Source organism: Flavobacterium fontis, assembly GCF_900129405.1.
Classification (GTDB): Bacteria; Bacteroidota; Bacteroidia; order Flavobacteriales; family Flavobacteriaceae; genus Flavobacterium; species Flavobacterium fontis.
In genome coordinates this window covers 150,435-167,538 of record NZ_FQVQ01000002.1, presented here as the reverse complement: position 1 = coordinate 167,538, position 17,104 = coordinate 150,435, and the positions used below count along the sequence as shown (strand labels likewise).

The following is a 17,104-nucleotide window of genomic DNA, read 5'->3' as shown; positions in this document are numbered from 1 at the left end:
AACATTTTTACCCATACCATGCAAACGCCACAACGAATTGCCGTGGTGGGTTCCGGATTAGTCGGGACACTCCTAGCGATTTATCTAAAAAAGCAAGGCCATACTGTACACGTTTTCGACCGTAGTGCCGACATTCGTACGGTTGAATTCTCTGGACGCTCCATTAACTTGGTGATGTCCGATCGCGGTTGGAAGACGTTGGCAGATATTGGCTTGGACGATGCCATTCGCAGTATTGGAATTCCCGTAGACAAACGTGCGATTCACCTTAAAGACGGACAGATAAACTACCAATACTACGGCAAAGAAGGTGAGGCCATTTTCTCTTTATCCCGTGGCGTACTCAACCGAAAAATGATTGATCTGGCCGAAGAAGCGGGGGTTGAATTTTTCTTCGAGCACCGTATTTGGGATGTGACGCTGGCCGAAGCAACCTTACACATGGGACCCACCGAAAAAGGAGCTTGGACCGATTTAAAATACGATAAAGTTTTCGGTGCTGATGGTGCTTTTTCGCGTATTCGCCACCGCATGCAACGCCAGAGTATGTTTGATTACTCTCAAGAGTTCATGAAAATTGGCTACAAAGAACTCCATATTCCTGCCAATCCCGACGGGTCGCATAAAATTGACAAAAATTCTTTACATATTTGGCCCCGAGGTCATTTTATGCTCATGGCCTTGGCTAACCTCGATGGAAGTTTTACTTGTACCCTATTTATGCCGTTTGAAGGCGAAAATTCCTTCGAGCAGTTGAAAGATGAAACGGCATTAGTCAATTTCTTTGCCGAATATTTCCCCGATACCGCCGCTGTTATTCCCGATTTGGTGAGCAATTTCTTTAAAAATCCAACGAGTTACTTGGCGATCATGAAGTGTTATCCGTGGACCTTCGAAGATAAAGTGGCGCTAATTGGTGACTCCGCCCACGCTATTGTTCCCTTTTACGGTCACGGGATGAATGCTGGTTTCGAAGATATTACGCTCCTCAACCAAATGATCGAGCAATACGGCGACGATTGGAATGCGATTTTTAGAGCCTATGAGAAGTCCCGCAAACCCAATGCCGATGCGATCGCCGAACTCTCTCGAAGAAACTTTGAGGAAATGAGCGCCAAAACGGCCGACGCCCAGTTTTTACTTCAAAAGAAAATCGAAAAATGGTTCTCCGATAAACATCCCGACAAGTGGATGCCCCTCTATAGTCGCGTGACCTTTAGCTTGCAACCCTATGCCGAAGCCCTAGCCATAGGCGATTACCAAAATGCCATTATGGAAGAGGTAATGCAATTGCCCAACATTGAAGAAATTTGGAATAGTCCCGAAGTAGAGGCCAAAATCATTGCGCTACTTCAACAAAAGCAATAGTTTTTTTGGGCGCGCCCCCGAATGCTGTTTTTTAGCCATATCACAAAATCCCTGTCGGGGTCGGGTCGTTCACTGCAATCTTGGCTCCGTACCTACGCCAAGGATTTCCGTTGCCACCCCTCGCGCAAAACACGCCCTTATTCCTCGCGATGCACTTTAGTAAAATCAAAAGCCGGACGACAAACCGAAATATACTCACAGGGTTCCTCAAACGGATTGGAATATTGAACCCGAGTGTTTGCGACAATACGAATGGATTGACCCGCAGACAAAATTACCGTTTCTCCCTCGATGATAAATTGTTTTTTCCCTGATATAATATAGGTGTATTCTTCAAATTCGGGCGTCTGAAAAGGTTCGCTCCAATGCGGCGGTGCAATCATATGGGCAATCGAAATGGCCTCGTTCTGCGTCGCTACACGACCGTGATGCTCTTCGATTAACTTGCCATCGGTAGTGGGAACCACAAAAGGGGTGGTTTGAATATGATACTTTTTCATAACTTGATAATTTTTTGGGTGTAATTTCCATCTGGAGTGGCCACCGAGAGCAAATACATGCCAGGTGCCCAAGACGAACAATCGACCGAAGTCAGATTTCCACTGAAAACTTGAACCAATCGTCCCGACGCGTCATAGACTTTTAGGTGTTCAATCAATGCATTACTTTGAAGGGATAAAGTGGTCGTAACGGGATTCGGACTCACTTCTACCCCAGCTTGTAACGGGTGCTGAGGCGAAAGATGCAATACCGCGGTATTAATGACTTGTTGCATGACAGAAGTGACTCCACAATGCGTTACCGTCAAGGTGACCGTGTATATCCCATTTTGTGTATAGGTGTGCGTAGGTTGTGCTGTTGTAGCGGTCGTGCCATCCCCAAAATCCCATAAATAACTCGTTGCACCTGTCGATTGATTGAAAAACTGAACATTGGTTCCCGTTGGATTCGTAAAGGTAAATGCAGCCATAGGGTCATAAGTCCCAATAAACCAAGTAGGAAACTGATTGTAAACCACCGTTTTTACCGCCAGTTTAATCAGCTGCGCGTCGGTAGGCGAAAGAGTCGATTCAAAACTGATAAGCGTGGGGTCTTTGCGAAAAAGGGTGGTGTAAAAGGTACAGGCCGCAGCATACGATCCCAACAGCGAAGGGTGACTCCCGTCGGCACTATACAAGTTGAGGTTGGGATGATTCGTGCGAAGGTAACGCCAAACCGCTCCTACAGGCGATACGATAGCCGCTTCATTGGTCGCCATTGTCATATACCGCTCCCGCAACAAATCGTCCATACCCGCATAGGTGCACACGGGGGGATTTGCCGCACAGTTTTGACTATCTCCGTTTTGTCGGCCCCAAGTCATATAAAATACGGTTTCTGCGCACGGGTTTTGGCTGGTAATTAAGGTGTTTAAATCTTCTGCATACGGAAATACCAGCGCATTGACTTGGTTGATAGGAAAGGAGGGGAGCTGACTTTGTTCTTGTAACACTACGAAATCCCAAGTGCCTTGTGCAATTTTTGCCAACGAGGTAGCATTGCTTACATGGTCTGAGAATCGAAAGCCACCTGGGGTGTGACTATCATGAATCAAAACATCATTTATCGATTGGGCTGCACTGGCAATCAATCCGGGTAAATTGTTGGTGTTGGTATAACTATTACCTAAAAATAAGACGCGCTTCGTAAGGGATTGTCCCCAAAGCGGGGGAAGCAAACCGCCCCAAAACAGCACTATCAAAAAGGACGTTAAGCCAACGTGTAATCGTTTTTTTCTCATGTGGTTTTACTTTTTAAAAATGAAATAAACGGCCAAAATCAAAAAAGTAAAGCCTACGAAATGATTCCACCGCAAACTCTCATTTTTGAAAAACAGGAGCGAAAACAATACAAAAACCACCAAGGTGATCACTTCTTGCATCACTTTCAATTGGAGCAGTGTAAAGGGCCCACCATTGCCCTCATAGCCAAGTTTATTGGCAGGAACTTGAAAGCAATATTCAAAAAATGCCAAGCCCCAACTCAAAAGGATAATCGTAAAAATCCCAGCATTTTCAAACCATTTCAACTCTTTAAATTTCAAATGCCCATACCAAGCCAAGGTCATAAATACATTGGACAAGAGCAATAAAAGTAGGGTAATTCCGCCGCGCATTTATTTAAACATTTTCATTAACACGCCAAAAACACCTCGAATAAAACTTGGACTTGTAACCACTTTGGTGACTGATTTCCCAATGGATTCGCCTAGTGTGGGTCCAGACGATGCTTCCGGTTCAGGAGCAGGGGCCGCTTCCACAGCAGCGGTTATTTTTTGATTTAGGATTTCGTAAGCGCTTTCCCGATCTAAGGTTTCTTGGTATTTTTTGACCAGTTTGGATTGCGCATTTAATGCCGCAATCTCGGCTTCCTCCAAAATATTCATACGACTCTCAGGCGCTCGAAGAACGGTGGACGCTAAGGGAGTAGGAATCCCTTTTTCATTAAGCGCCGTAACCAATGCTTCTCCTATCCCCAACGAAGTCAGTAGGGTAGCGGTATCGTAAAAATCGCTTTCAGGATAATTCGCTGCTGTTTCTTTGATAGCCTTGCGATCGTTGGCTGTGAAGGCGCGTAAAGCATGTTGAATTTTTAACCCCAATTGCGCCAAAACTCCTTTGGGAATGTCCATCGGATTTTGCGTAATAAAATAAATACCGATGCCTTTCGACCGTATCAGTTTTATGATCGTCTCTATTTGGTCGAGCAACGCCTGACTCGCTTGGTCAAAAATCAAATGGGCTTCATCGATAAACACTATCAATTCGGGTTGTTCAATATCGCCACGTTCCGGCATTTTCTGATAGATTTCAGCCAAAAGACTGAGCATAAAGGTCGAAAATAACTTGGGTTTATCCTGAATATCGGTCAAGCGAATAATATTGACATACCCGCGGCCCTTTTCATCAACCCGTAAAAAATCTTCAATGTCAAATGACAATTCCCCAAAAAATAAATCACCCCCTTGTTGTTCAAGGGCAATGATCTTCCGCAAAATTGTTCCCGTAGTAGCGGTGGCAATTTTTCCATATTCAGCCGCAATGTCTTCTTTGCCCTCTTCGGTGATGTAGTGTAAAACTTTTTTTAAATCGTTCAAATCCAAAAGCGGCAGTTGCCGATCGTCACAATATTTAAAGAGTACGGCCATCACACTCGCCTGTGTATCGTTCAGTTCCAAAATTCGCGAAAACAAAACGGGGCCAAACTCCGAAATCGTTGCCCGTAGTCGAACGCCATCTTGGGCCGATAATGTCATCAATTCTACCGGGAAAGCGTTGGGTGTGTAAGGGATTCCAATTTTGGTATGACGCTCCGTGATAAAAGGTGCTTCGGTACCCGGTTGCGCAATTCCTGAAAAATCCCCTTTAATATCCATCATGACGACCGGTATTCCTTGGGCCGATAATTGCTCAGATAAAACTTGAATTGTTTTGGTTTTTCCGGTACCGGTGGCTCCTGCGATGAGTCCATGACGATTCATCGTTTTCAACGGAAGTGCCACGGGAGTTTCGGGAAAGACGGTCCCTTCCCATTGCGCGGCTCCAAGTACTAGTTGTGCGCCCGAAAAGGTGTAGCCCTTTTGTATCGTCTCTAAAAAACCTGATTTTGAAGGCATAGTGCAAATAATTTAGTGTTAGGCTAAGATACCCTTTTTTTTATGCATGAAAAGAAGCAAATCGATGAATTTTTCGCATTTTTTCCAACCTAAATTCCATTTTCTCCCTCTTTTAAATACTAAAGGGCAGTAATTCATCGTTTTTACAATGTTAAGCGAATGTTACGAATAATAAAATTAAAGTAATTATTGTCAAATCCTTAGCAAAATCCTCTATTTATTTAAGTTTATGGGGTTCTTTGTCTCGATTTGGTAGAATGTTATAAAAGCCCAAAAAAGTTTTTTTTTTTGAAGTAAAAAATTAAATTTGCTCCAATTCAAGTTTATTTACAACTAATAGCTTATAAATTATTAAAAACTAAAAATTTTTAAAAAAATGGCAAACGCAAAAAACGCTAAAGGGTCAAATGGAGGTAACTATTTCTCCGCAATTGTAATTGTATTATGTATTTTCGTAGGATGGATTGTATGGCAGTTCATCATGGGTGCGGGATCTAACTTCGAAGGAGGAACCAATGAAGGGCATCCACTACCCGGAAACTACTTAGCAATGGTTTACAAAGGGGGACCAATCGTACCCGTATTGATGGGATTGTTGTTGATGGTGATTGTATTCTCATTTGAGCGTTACTTCGTAATCACAAAAGCAGCGGGTAAAGGTAATTTAGATGCCTACTTACGTAATGTACAATCAAGCATCGCACAAGGAAATATTGATGACGCTATCGCGGCTTGTGACAAACAACAAGGATCTGTAGCCAATGCAATTCGTGCAGCTTTGGTAAAATACCAAGATGTGAAAAAAGAAGGTTTCTCAAGCGAAGAAGCAGCTGAGATGATCCACAAAGAAATCGAAGAAGCTACGTCTTTAGAGATGCCAATGTTAGAGAAAAACATGACCATCCTATCAACTTTAGTATCGTTAGGAACCTTAGCAGGTCTTTTGGGAACTGTAACGGGGATGATCAAAGCGTTCGCGGCATTAGCAACAGCAGGTACTCCTGACCAAGCGATGTTGGCAAACGGTATCTCTGAAGCATTGATCAACACGGCAACAGGGATTTCTACTTCGGCGCTTTCTATTGTAACGTACAACTTGTTTACGTCAAAAATCGATACATTAACGTATTCTATCGATGAGGCAGGTACTGCTATCGTAAACCAGTACCGTAAAATGAAAGGAAGCTTGAAATAATTTAGGGTAACCTATAATAAAGTAAAAGAGATATTATGGCAAAAGTAAAAATGTCCAAAAAAGCAACGTCGATTGATATGACGGCGATGTGTGACGTGGCGTTCCTTTTGCTTACATTCTTTATCCTTACGGCTACCGCTAAAAACCCGGAACCGCTTCAAGTAGAAACACCTAATTCAACGGTACAATCCAAGTTACCGGAAGAAAACTTAGCCATCATTACCATCGGTGGAAAAGACAAAGTGTTTTACGGAATCAAAGGGAAAGAAGTTCGCAAAAAAACCCTCGAGTTAATGGGCGCTAAATATGGTATTCAATTCACAGAGAACGAAATCCAAGAATTCAGCTTGATTGATGAATTTGGTGTTCCGATCGAAGGATTGAAACAATTGATCGCTATGAAAGGATCGGATCGTAATAAACAAGGGGTACAACCGGGTATTCCACACGATACGATTGATGATAATAAGAATAATCAGTTGAGAGACTGGATTTATACGTCACGCCAAGCAAATATCGACGTGCAAAACGAGCAGTTGAATTTTGCAATCAAAGGCGATGCAGAAGAGCAATATCCACGTATTAAACAAGTGATGGATGAGCTTCAGAAACAAAAAGTAAACAGTTTCAATCTGGTTACGGGTCTTCGTGGTAAAAACTATTAATCCCAATACATAAGAAATGGCTGAATTAAATACCAACGACGGTGGCGGCAAAAAAGGGAGTGGTAAGGTACGCAGTAAAAAACAAAACTCCAAAGTAGACTTAACGGCTATGGTGGACTTGGCGTTCCTTTTAATTACCTTCTTTATGTTGACGACCACCTTGTCAAAACCACAGGCGATGGATTTGGGATTGCCCGATAAAGAAGAGGACAAAACCAAAGAGAAAGATATTAAAGTGGACCAACGTCGCACCATGACTATCATTTTGGGCGATGACAACAAAATTGAATGGTTTCACGGGTTGTTAGAATCTCCTGAAGCAGGAGGGAAGCCTACCCAAACTACTCACGGTCGCGAAGGTATCCGTAAGGAAATCTTGAAGCGTGTTGAGTCAGTACCACAAGTTACTGGAAACAAAGACAAAGGGTTGATTGTGATTATCAAACCAACCAAAGAGTCTACCTACCGCAACTTGGTGGATATCTTAGATGAAATGGCAATCTGCTCGGTACCTACCTATGCGATTGTAAACGATTTTTCTCCGGAAGAAAAAGCGTTGGCTGATAAATTGAATAAAAAATAACCACTCTTGTAGTACAAAAGTATAACGTATGAAACTTGACTTATTAAAAAGACAATGGTTGGATATCGTTTTCGAAGGACGTAACAAGAGTTATGGTGCTTACGATTTACGTATCAAAGACGGAAATACCAACTTGCGCGCTTTTATCATCGGAGCAGTGATTTTTTCTATTGCTGTAGCCACGCCCAAGATTGCTGAGTTTATTAGTTCAGCAACTGAAGACGATTCGGCTACCATCGATACTAAAATTACCACGGTAAAAATGCCGCCCAAAGAGGAAAAACCGAAAGAAAACTTACCGCCACCACCGCCACCACCTCCAAAAGTGGATCAAGTGAAATTTGTGAAGCCGGTAGTGGCCAAAACGGAAGAAGTAACCGAAGAACCCCCGAAGATTGAAGAAATCAAGGATAAAAACTTGGGGAAAGAGGATATCAAAGGGGATCCGAATGCGGAATTGCGTGTTGAACCCCCAGGAAATGGTCCTGTACAGCAAGAGGTAGTAGAAGAAGACAACAACATCTACAACTCAGCAGGGATTGAAGTAAAACCTGAATTCCCTGGCGGTATTGCGAAGTTCTACAACTTCATTAAAAACAATTACCAAGCGCCCGACGAGCCAGGATTAAAAGGACAAGTATTTGTTTCTTTCGTCGTGGAGAAAGACGGATCGCTTACCGACATCAAAGTATTACGCGATATCGGTTACGGAACAGGGAAAGAAGCCGAGCGTGTGTTGCGTAAGAGTCCAAAATGGACACCCGCGGAACAAAACGGAAAACGCGTTCGTTGTTCGTACCAAATTCCAATTAAAATTGAAACCCCAGAAGAATAAGCATGCTTTCGAAATGGGTAATGCAATACAAGAAGAAATCGCTTAAAGAGCGATTTCTTCTATTTATGGGAATCTTGTTTTTTTTGATTTATTTAACATTAGGGTTAATGATCATTTTCTGGAAGAAGATTCCCTTAAACATGGACGACAATTACCGCTTGATGTTTGGAGGACTACTTATCGTGTACGCCTTCTTTCGTTTCCTGCGTTTCTTTAATTCGTCCGAACCGACTGAGGAGTCATGAAAAGAGTTTATGCAATCTTACCGTATGTAATGGTGGCGTTTTTTGGAACGTTGGGGTTTTTCATTTCTTGTAAGCCCAATTCCTCCGAAAACCAAAAAGACACCATTCTCCGTGGGAAAGCCACCTTATGGGTTGACGAGTCGTTGTTGCCTATTGTTGAAGACCAACAGTTGGTGTTTCAAACCACGTATGAAGCCACGCTCACCTTGGAACCCTCATCAGAAGTTTCCGTAATCAAAAAGTTATCGGAAGCCAAATCAGGCATAGCCATTCTCTCCCGAAAACTAAACGCCAACGAAACTAAATTTCTCAAAGCACAACGCATAGTGCCCCGAACGACTCCGTTTGCGCTCGATGGTGTGGCTTTGATTGGGAATGTCAAAACCCTTGATACGGTAGTGAATTTGGAAACGCTCCTCGGATTTTTACAAGGAAAAAATAAAACGCTGAAAGGCCTCGTTTTTGACAATCCCAATTCGGGAACTGTACGGTATATGATGGAGAAAGCCGGTATAACGCAATTGCCCTCCGAAGGCGTATATTCGCAAAAAAATACCCAAGCCGTGATTCAATATGTAGCCGAGCATGAAGGAATGATTGGTTTGGTAGGAAGCAATTGGCTATTTCAACCCAATGCCGCCTTACAACCTTGGGTCGAAAAAGTAAAAACATTAGGGGTGCAACAAGCCAACGGGTCTATTGCCTACCCCACGCAAGAAGCTCTGGGAACGAATGCTTACCCTTTGGCACGTGTTTTGTACATCATCAATTGTCAAGGGTATGAAGGTCTCGGCATCGGATTTGCATCCTTCATCGCTGGCGACAAAGGGCAACGAATCGTATTAAAATCAGGGATTGCCCCCATACGGGAACCCGGTCGCAAGATCGTCACCCGAAAACAAATTGAAAAAACAAAAATTTAAATACAAAGAACAATGAGCACGATTAAATTTTTCAGCGTAGCCTTTCTCGCTGCCACTGCTATTACACAAGCGCAGGACTTAGATCAGGCCAAGAAAGCTATTGATGCTGAACAATATGATAAGGCAAAATCGATTTTAAAGTCCATTATAAAGTCCAAACCCGCCGACGGTAAAGCCGCTTTCCTTTTAGGAAATGTATACCTTAAACAAAGTGTGGAAGACTCTGCCAAAATTACGTTTGATAAAGGATTAACCGCCGCTGAAGGAGGTAAATTCAACAACATCGGTTTAGGTCAGTTGGATCTTGAAGCGGGAAATGCAGCCGCAGCCAAAGCAAAATTTGACTTGGCTACCCAAGGAATGCGCAAAAAAGAAGTCGAAGAATACATTTATGTGGCGCAAGCTTATATGAATGCCGACAAACCCGATTATCAAGCTGCCCTTGCCGTGTTGGAAAAAGCTAAATTGGCGAACCCCAACGATGCCTATGTAAAGTTGGCCATGGGCGATGCCTATTATGGATTGAAAAATCAAAACGATGCCTATTCATCTTATCGCGATGCGTACAACACGGATAAGAATTTGATTCGTGCCAAAATGCAGTTGGGTGTTCTTTTGAAAGGAGCCAAAGCCTATGTCGAAGCGGTGAAAGCCTACGACGAAGTAGTAAGCATCGATCCTAACTACGGTCCCGTGTACCGCGAATTGGCAGAAACCTATTATTTATGGGCGAGCAACAAACCGGCAACGTATAAAGAAAACATCGCCAAAGCGTTGTCCAACTACGAAAAGTACATGAGTCTTACCGACTATTCGCTATCTTCCCGTATGCGTCATGCCGACTTTTTAATCTTGGCCAAAGAGTACAAAGAATTGGAAAAAGAAGCGCTAGAGATGAAGAAAATGGATAAAGTAAATCCACGTATTCTTCGTTACCTAGGGTATGCTGCCTACGAAAATGGCAATACCGATGAAGCAATCAATGCCTTGACGGAGTTCCTTGGAAAAGCAACCAAAATCATCGGTGGCGACTATTATTTCTTAGGCTTAGCGCAAGTGAAAAAGTCCATTGGGGCCGATGGTAAAACGGTAGATGCTACCTTGTTAGCTCAAGGGGTGGCCCATTTGAAGAAAGCGGTAGAAATGGATATGAATTTGGCCAACGGGTTAAACGAAATCGGAAAAGCCTATTTTGGACAAAAGTTGTACGGGGTAGCTGCCGGTGTATTTGAAGCGGCTATTTTGAATACCACCTCCAAAAATTTCTTTGAAGACAACATTTACTATGGATTGTGTGTGCACACGGTAAATCGTGGAAAAGATGTCAAATCCATTGACCTACCCGCGTTAACCAATGCCGACAAAGCGATGGACAATGTGATTGCTGCCAAACCCGAATATCCTGAGGCGTATTTGTACAAAGCGCGTATCAACAGCGTGATGACCAAAGACGATATTATGACGGAGGCGTATCAAAAATACTTGGATGCCTTAGCTGCAAAAGGACCTGAGGAAATCACAAAAAATAAAGCGAAGGTAACCGAAGCCTACAACAACATGGCTTCCTTCTACGCCAACAGCGACAAAGCTAAAGCCAAAGAGTTGTTAAACAAAACCTTAGCCTTGGATCCTACCAATGCGTATGCTACAGAGTCGCTCAAAGTATTGAAATAATTTTTACGAAACGTTACAAAACCCGGATAATCTCCGGGTTTTTTTATGGTGTTAAAATGGGTATTTACTGAGCCTTATTCACAATAAAATAAGATATTCGCGTTTTAGTATTTTACACTCGCTCAATGCCTAAAAATTGGTTTATCCTGCTCTTTATTTTTTGTTTTGTTACGGTAACAGCCCAAAAAACTATTCATCTTAAAGGAACTATTGTGGATCAAGATTCGCGCGTGCCCATCGAATCGGCCACCGTTTATTTGACCAACCCCAAAGATTCTACCGTAATTGAATACACCATCAGTCAAAAGAATGGAACCTTTGATTTTGCCCTGAAAAAAAGCAACGGCCCAGTTATTTTGAAAATTTCCTTTGTAGCCTATCAAGATTATAAAGTAACCATAAAGAATTTGATGACTTCCCAAGATTTGGGGATAATCGGACTCCAACCCGCAGCGCAAACACTCGATGAAGTGGTAATCAAAAATGAGACACCGCCCATTCGGATCAAAAAAGATACGCTTGAGTTTAACGCTGCCTCTTTCAAAGTGCGGCCCGATGCCAATGTAGAGGCCTTGCTCAAGCAACTGCCCGGTGTTGAAATCGATGCCGAGGGAAAAATCACCGTCAACGGGAAAGAAGTCAATCAAATCCTCGTTAACGGGAAACCCTTTTTTGATCGGGATGGAAAAATTGCTTTGCAAAACTTACCCTCCTCGATGATTAACAAAGTACAAGTCACCGATACCAAAACCAAACAAGAGGAAAAAACAGGAGCCGTTGCGGCCTCCAACAATGCTAGTATTAATCTTACCATTGATGAGAAGAAAAACAAAGGCTGGTTTGGAAAAGTGATGGCTGGGGCTGGTTCGAGCAACCGCTACGAAAGCAGTGGATTGGTCAATTATTTCAACAACAACCGTAAGATAAGCGTTTTGGCTTCGTCCAACAACATCAACGCAACGGGCTTTTCAATGGACGAAATCTTCGACAATATGGGCGGAGGCCGCAATTCCAATGTTTGGATGGGCGACAACGGTTCGTTTTTTGTCAACCGCCGACGTTTTGGGGGTAATACGGGCATCACCCAATCCCATTTGGCAGGGGTCAATTATGCCGACGAATGGCGTAAGGACAGTCCTCTTGCCTTGAGTTATTTTTTTAGTGAAGCCAATACCCGCAACAACAGCCGCACCCGTCAAATCAACTTTTTGCCCTCGGGGAATTACGAAACCGCCTCGGAAGCTTCCTATAAAAATGTAGCTACCGCGCACAATTTTTCGGGCGATATCGAGTGGGCGATTGATTCGACGTTTACGGTAGTCATGGAACCCAAATGGAGTCGTACCTTGGGTCAGAGCACCAATGTCTCTCGGCAAGAGTCGCGGGATGCTTTGGCGCAATTGCTCAACGAGAGTAATGCATCTTCGATTTCCGAAAATACGGCGACCTCTTTTGAAAATAGCACCACATTTACCAAGTCATTTCGTCGGAAAGGACGCAATGTAGCCCTCGTTTTTTACCAAGAGCATCAACAAGACGATGCCCAAAATCTTGTGGACTCGCAAACGCTTTTTTACCAAAATAGCCAACCCGACGATGTGCGAAACCAGCGCAATACGAGTTATAATCGGGTGAATCAGTTTTCGTACGACTTGAAGTTTTACGAACCCGTAAAGGACTCGTTACGGTGGGTAAACAATGTCTATCATGAGTTTACCAATGAAAAAAACGGCCGCGACTCCCAAGAATTTGATCCCGTGACCAATGATTTTACGCAAGCCAATCCCTTACTCACCAATGCCATGCGCACCAAGCAACAAGTGTTTCGACCCACCACGGGTTTGGTTTTGGAAAAATCGGTGTGGAACGCGTCTTTCAATGTAGGTCCGCAATGGAGTACCTTGAATGCATCTATGGATTATTTGGGCGTTACAACTCCCACCAACCGCACGTTTTTTGTACCCTATGTCGAAGCGACGTTGAATTTGCGCCTCTCCAAATCGCGGAACATTTGGGCGACATATTCGTATGATAACGAACTCCCACGGGGCAGTCAGGTGTTGCCCGTAGAGGATTTGGCCAACCCGTTGAATACCACGATAGGAAACCCGAATTTGGAGGCTTCCCTACGCCATTATTTTTACGTATCGTTTCGCGATTTTGATTATGCTTCGCGTTCGGGCTACGGATTTTATGGAGGCGGTAATGTATACCCTAACCAGATTGTTTCGGCGACTACTTTTGATGCCAGCCGGAAGCGGACCACGACCTATACCAATGTTTCGGGGACATACAACAGTTGGACGGGCTTGTATTGGAACAAAACCTATAAAAAAGAGGCCCACAAGTTTCGGTACGAATTGCGCTGGGCGATGAACTTCGGACTCAGTAAAGGGATTACCGACGGCAACGCTTTTGAAGCCCGCACGGTGACCTTGAACCCACGGGTGAATTTTACCTATGAATACGGTGAACGATTGATCATCAACCCCTCGTATCAATTTACCCGAAACATTACGGAGTACACCAATTATGTGGTCAATGCAGCGACCAATTACTTGCACCGCGTGAACCTGCAAACCACTCTCTTTTGGCCTACCAACTGGGTATTTGGCAACGATTTTGGGTACACGTACAACTCCAATATCGCCGACGGTTTTCGCAAGGATTTTTATTTGTGGAATACGAGTTTGGCCTATAGTTTTTACCAAAAGCGCTTTACCGCCAAAGTAAAAGTATATGATGTGTTGAACCAAAATCAAAACGCCACCCGTACGATCACGGCAACAGCCATTCGCGATGAGGAAAATGTAGTGCTCCGCCGTTACGTGATGTTCTCGCTCACCTACAAGTTAGCCCCATTGGATAAGGAAAAACAAAAGGGCCGTCGTCAAAGGAGGTAGATTTTCGTAACTTTAAGCAACTTTTCTTTACCCGATGCACACAGCCACACAATACGATATACGATTACTCCTTAGCTTAGGCGTGGGGGTGCTGTTGTTGCTGGCGGTGTTGACGCGGGTGTTGACGCAACACCTGTTGTATGCCTACCACCGTTATGTGAACGCTACCTACGTGATTTATGGTCTTACGGCGGTACATTGGACGCTCGCTGCAGGCGTGGCTTTGTGGGGCACGGCTCCGGTAACGCGCGCTTTGGGTATCACCGCCCTCATGACCCACAGCCCAGGACTCGAATATGTAGGGGTGGTGCTCCTTTTTTTTACAACCCTACTCCTGTTTAGCCTCATAGCCTATACCGTTTGCCGTATCACCTTTGGGAAAAAGACCTAACCCTTCCTGGAAAAATACCACTACTCAAAAGGAAAAATACTTCAAAAAAACAAGGAAAAACCCTGAGGAAGATGGGGGAATATTTTTTAATTTGCGGGGGAGAGACTTAAAATCCACTATAAATAAAAGAATAAATGTATTTTATGAGATTGATTCTATTGTTGTTTCCAATTTTTGTATTCTCGCAAGCTGAACCAAACTTTGTTTTTGCCAAATCAAAAAAAGAGGCAGGTGTAGGTAAAGAATTTCTTTATGATTGTAATTTAAACATTTTAGATTTTGTTAAAGAAAATGATGATTTAATGGTTTATGGATATTATCAATGTAAAATTCGTCATACCATTGATTTTTATAAAGTTTTCTGGAATGATAAAACATATATAATAAAAACAACAGAGGTAAATATCAGTGAAGAAGACCACAAATACATAAGTTCATTAGATAGTATAAACCAAGCAAAACTTTTGAGTAGGCTACACATTATAGTTAAAAACAAAAAAGAAGAATTACTTAAAAAGATTAAAGAACAAGTAAATCAATACAAAGCTAAAGGAGAACAATGTGGTTTAATTTTAAAAAAGTCTGAAATCTTTGATCAAAGTGAATATACTGAAGGAACAGGTTACAGAATCACTTTGGCAAATATGTCAAAGAAGACTATAAAATATATTTGGATTAGTGTTAAAGGAATAAATCCAGTAGACGATCCAGTAAGTGTCAAAACATTAAAATGTATTGGCCCCATTAATACATATAGTGAAGGGTCTTATTCATTTGATTATGTATGGATGACTGATGTTGTAGAAAAGTTCAAGTTAATATCAATAAAAATACAGTACATGGATGGTAGTTTTAAACAAATACAAAAACCAGATGAGTTAGTTATTAATGAAGAACTATATGATTTGTTTTTTGAATATAAGTAAAGATAACTACTCACTCCCGCCGTTGTATATCGTTCGGCTAAAGTCTTGGGGGTGATACGTGCCTCTCTGTAGCAAAGCGCTTGCTTTACGGCGCTTCTATCGCAGCGCCCTACGCCAATATCCTTTACCCGTGTACCGTTTCTTTGTTGCCGTATTTGGTGATGATCGAGGCTTCAAAGGCAATCCATTCCTTCCACCGCTTATCTACATCGATTGATTCGCTGTATTGACGGGCAAATTTCAAAAAGGTCGTGTAGTGCCCCGCTTCGCTAATCATCAGTTCGCGGTAAAATTGCGCCAACTCAGGGTCGCTTATGTTGGTGGATAAAACTTTAAAACGCTCACAACTTCTCGCTTCAATCATGGCGGCAAAAAGCAAACGCTCAATCAAGGCATCGTTGCGACTGCCATCTTTTTTCATAAATTTTACCAATTCGCCTACATAGTCGTCCTTGCGCTCGCGGCCCAACACCAATCCTCGTTTTTTTATCACTTCATGCACTTGTTCAAAATGCTCCAATTCTTCCCGCGCAATGCGCAACATTTCGGTCACCAGTTCCACCTTATCGGAGTTGTTGACAATAATATAAATCGCATTGGAAGCCGCTTTTTGCTCACACCAAGCGTGGTCGGTTAAGATTTCCTCAATGTTTGCTTCTACGATATTCACCCAGCGTGGGTCGGTGGCCAATTGTAATCCCAACATAACGATTGCGTTTTGATGCCACAAAATTAAATGTTTTCTTTGTAGGAATGGAAACTCCACGGCTACTTTTTATCGGTCTCGTATGGCCCGAACCGCAATCGTCGGCAGCAGGCACCCGTTCGTTGCAACTTCTTTCCCTTTTTGCAGCCAAAGGATACGCCATTACCGTGGCCTCAGCTGCGCAAAACCGCGATTTTTCTATCGATTGGGCGGCTTATCCCTATACCTTTCACCCCATAGCCGTCAACGATACGGCCTTCGACGATTGGGTGAAGACCTTGCAACCCGATGTGGTAATTTTTGACCGATTTGTGACTGAAGAACAGTTTGGCTGGCGCGTCCGCGAACAGTGCCCCCAAGCTTTTACGTTGCTCGATAGTCAAGACCTACATTTTTTACGTGCCGCACGCCAACAGGCGGTCAAAAAGCAAGTGCCGCTTTCCCGTAGTTTGTTGCTTTCGGATACGGCCAAACGTGAACTGGCTGCCTTTTACCGCTGTGATTGGGTGCTGATTATTTCGACTTTTGAATACGAATGGTTGCAAAACGAATGGCAATTTCCAGCGGCTCAATTGGTGTATTTGCCCTTGTTTGGGGAAAAAGGGACTTCGATACCCGATTTTTCGTCGCGCGCCGATTTTGTGTTTATGGGCAATTTCATGCACGATCCCAATACCGATGCGGTACTGCTTTTGAAAGAGGTACTCTGGCCAAAGATTCGACGTCAATTGCCCCAGGCACAACTCCGAATATATGGCGCATACACCTCCGAACGCATCCAACAGCTGCACCAACCCGCGCAAGGATTTCTTTGCTTAGGACGTGCTCCCGAAGCGTTGGCTACCATTGCTAGTGCCAAGGTTATGCTCGCTCCCTTGCGTTTTGGGGCAGGTATTAAAGGCAAGTTGCTCGAAGCCATGCAAATGGGCACCCCTACAGTTACCACGCCCATCGGTGCCGAAGGAATGCACCACGACGGCCTATGAAACGGGGTCATCACCGACGATTGGGATGTTTTTGTAGCGGAAGCAATCC

16 protein-coding genes are annotated in these 17,104 nt (G+C 43.4%); 11 read left to right on the top strand and 5 right to left on the bottom strand.

The genetic code is table 11. From position 1 onward, the window contains the following. The first annotated feature begins 18 nt into the window (after positions 1 to 18). Entirely contained in the window at positions 19 to 1,368 is a 1,350-nt protein-coding gene (locus BUC17_RS02965) for an FAD-dependent oxidoreductase (protein WP_073361455.1), read from the top strand. Between the two features lie 137 nt (positions 1,369 to 1,505). Here BUC17_RS02965 and BUC17_RS02960 read toward each other — a convergent pair whose 3' ends face one another. The 4 genes from BUC17_RS02960 to BUC17_RS02945 are packed head-to-tail and all read right to left on the bottom strand — an operon-like array spanning position 1,506 to position 5,023. After that, positions 1,506 to 1,868, bottom strand: a complete 363-nt coding sequence (locus BUC17_RS02960) for a cupin domain-containing protein (RefSeq protein WP_073361453.1) — start codon at positions 1,866 to 1,868, stop codon at positions 1,506 to 1,508. Further along, complete coding sequence (locus BUC17_RS14285) at positions 1,865 to 3,148, bottom strand: PKD domain-containing protein (RefSeq protein ID WP_073361451.1); 1,284 nt, start codon at positions 3,146 to 3,148, stop codon at positions 1,865 to 1,867. The genes BUC17_RS02960 and BUC17_RS14285 overlap by 4 nt, the downstream gene beginning before the upstream one ends. A gap of 6 nt (positions 3,149 to 3,154) precedes the next feature. Next, positions 3,155 to 3,523 (bottom strand): DMT family protein, encoded by a 369-nt coding sequence (locus BUC17_RS02950; protein ID WP_073361449.1) that lies wholly within the window; start codon positions 3,521 to 3,523, stop codon positions 3,155 to 3,157. Beyond that, a complete protein-coding gene (locus tag BUC17_RS02945; RefSeq protein WP_073361446.1) occupies positions 3,524 to 5,023 on the bottom strand; it encodes a helicase HerA-like domain-containing protein in 1,500 nt (499 codons plus the stop codon). A gap of 376 nt (positions 5,024 to 5,399) precedes the next feature. Between BUC17_RS02945 and BUC17_RS02940 the strand changes: the two genes are divergently transcribed. The 9 genes from BUC17_RS02940 to BUC17_RS02895 all read left to right on the top strand — a co-directional run bounded on the left by BUC17_RS02940 (position 5,400) and on the right by BUC17_RS02895 (position 15,363). Continuing rightward, a complete protein-coding gene (locus tag BUC17_RS02940) occupies positions 5,400 to 6,218 on the top strand; it encodes a MotA/TolQ/ExbB proton channel family protein (protein WP_073361444.1) in 819 nt (272 codons plus the stop codon). Between the two features lie 35 nt (positions 6,219 to 6,253). After that, a complete protein-coding gene (locus tag BUC17_RS02935; protein WP_073361442.1) occupies positions 6,254 to 6,883 on the top strand; it encodes an ExbD/TolR family protein in 630 nt (209 codons plus the stop codon). Between the two features lie 16 nt (positions 6,884 to 6,899). Beyond that, positions 6,900 to 7,466: an ExbD/TolR family protein gene (locus BUC17_RS02930; protein ID WP_073361440.1), complete on the top strand. Its 567-nt coding sequence runs from the start codon at positions 6,900 to 6,902 to the stop codon at positions 7,464 to 7,466. A 28-nt stretch (positions 7,467 to 7,494) separates the two neighbouring features. After that, positions 7,495 to 8,301, top strand: coding sequence for an energy transducer TonB (locus BUC17_RS02925; RefSeq protein ID WP_073361438.1), 807 nt, complete (start codon positions 7,495 to 7,497; stop codon positions 8,299 to 8,301). Positions 8,302 to 8,542: 241 nt separating this feature from the next. Further along, positions 8,543 to 9,469 (top strand): PstS family phosphate ABC transporter substrate-binding protein, encoded by a 927-nt coding sequence (locus BUC17_RS02915; RefSeq protein ID WP_073361434.1) that lies wholly within the window; start codon positions 8,543 to 8,545, stop codon positions 9,467 to 9,469. 12 nt (positions 9,470 to 9,481) lie between these two features. After that, positions 9,482 to 11,143, top strand: coding sequence for a tetratricopeptide repeat protein (locus tag BUC17_RS02910; RefSeq protein WP_073361431.1), 1,662 nt, complete (start codon positions 9,482 to 9,484; stop codon positions 11,141 to 11,143). Positions 11,144 to 11,268: 125 nt separating this feature from the next. Beyond that, positions 11,269 to 14,046, top strand: a complete 2,778-nt coding sequence (locus BUC17_RS02905) for an outer membrane beta-barrel protein (protein WP_073361429.1) — start codon at positions 11,269 to 11,271, stop codon at positions 14,044 to 14,046. A gap of 34 nt (positions 14,047 to 14,080) precedes the next feature. Then, the gene (locus tag BUC17_RS02900) at positions 14,081 to 14,437 is read left to right on the top strand and encodes a hypothetical protein (RefSeq protein ID WP_073361427.1); all 357 of its coding nucleotides are present in this window, start codon (positions 14,081 to 14,083) and stop codon (positions 14,435 to 14,437) included. 143 nt (positions 14,438 to 14,580) lie between these two features. Further along, positions 14,581 to 15,363, top strand: coding sequence for a hypothetical protein (locus BUC17_RS02895; protein ID WP_143161697.1), 783 nt, complete (start codon positions 14,581 to 14,583; stop codon positions 15,361 to 15,363). A 124-nt stretch (positions 15,364 to 15,487) separates the two neighbouring features. Here the strand turns inward: BUC17_RS02895 and miaE are convergent, their stop codons facing one another. After that, positions 15,488 to 16,069: a MiaE family protein gene (miaE, locus tag BUC17_RS02890; RefSeq protein ID WP_073361423.1), complete on the bottom strand. Its 582-nt coding sequence runs from the start codon at positions 16,067 to 16,069 to the stop codon at positions 15,488 to 15,490. Positions 16,070 to 16,116: 47 nt separating this feature from the next. Here miaE and BUC17_RS02885 point away from each other — a divergent pair, with 47 nt between their 5' ends. After that, a complete protein-coding gene (locus BUC17_RS02885; RefSeq protein WP_234977678.1) occupies positions 16,117 to 17,055 on the top strand; it encodes a glycosyltransferase in 939 nt (312 codons plus the stop codon). The last annotated feature ends 49 nt before the right edge of the window (positions 17,056 to 17,104 follow it).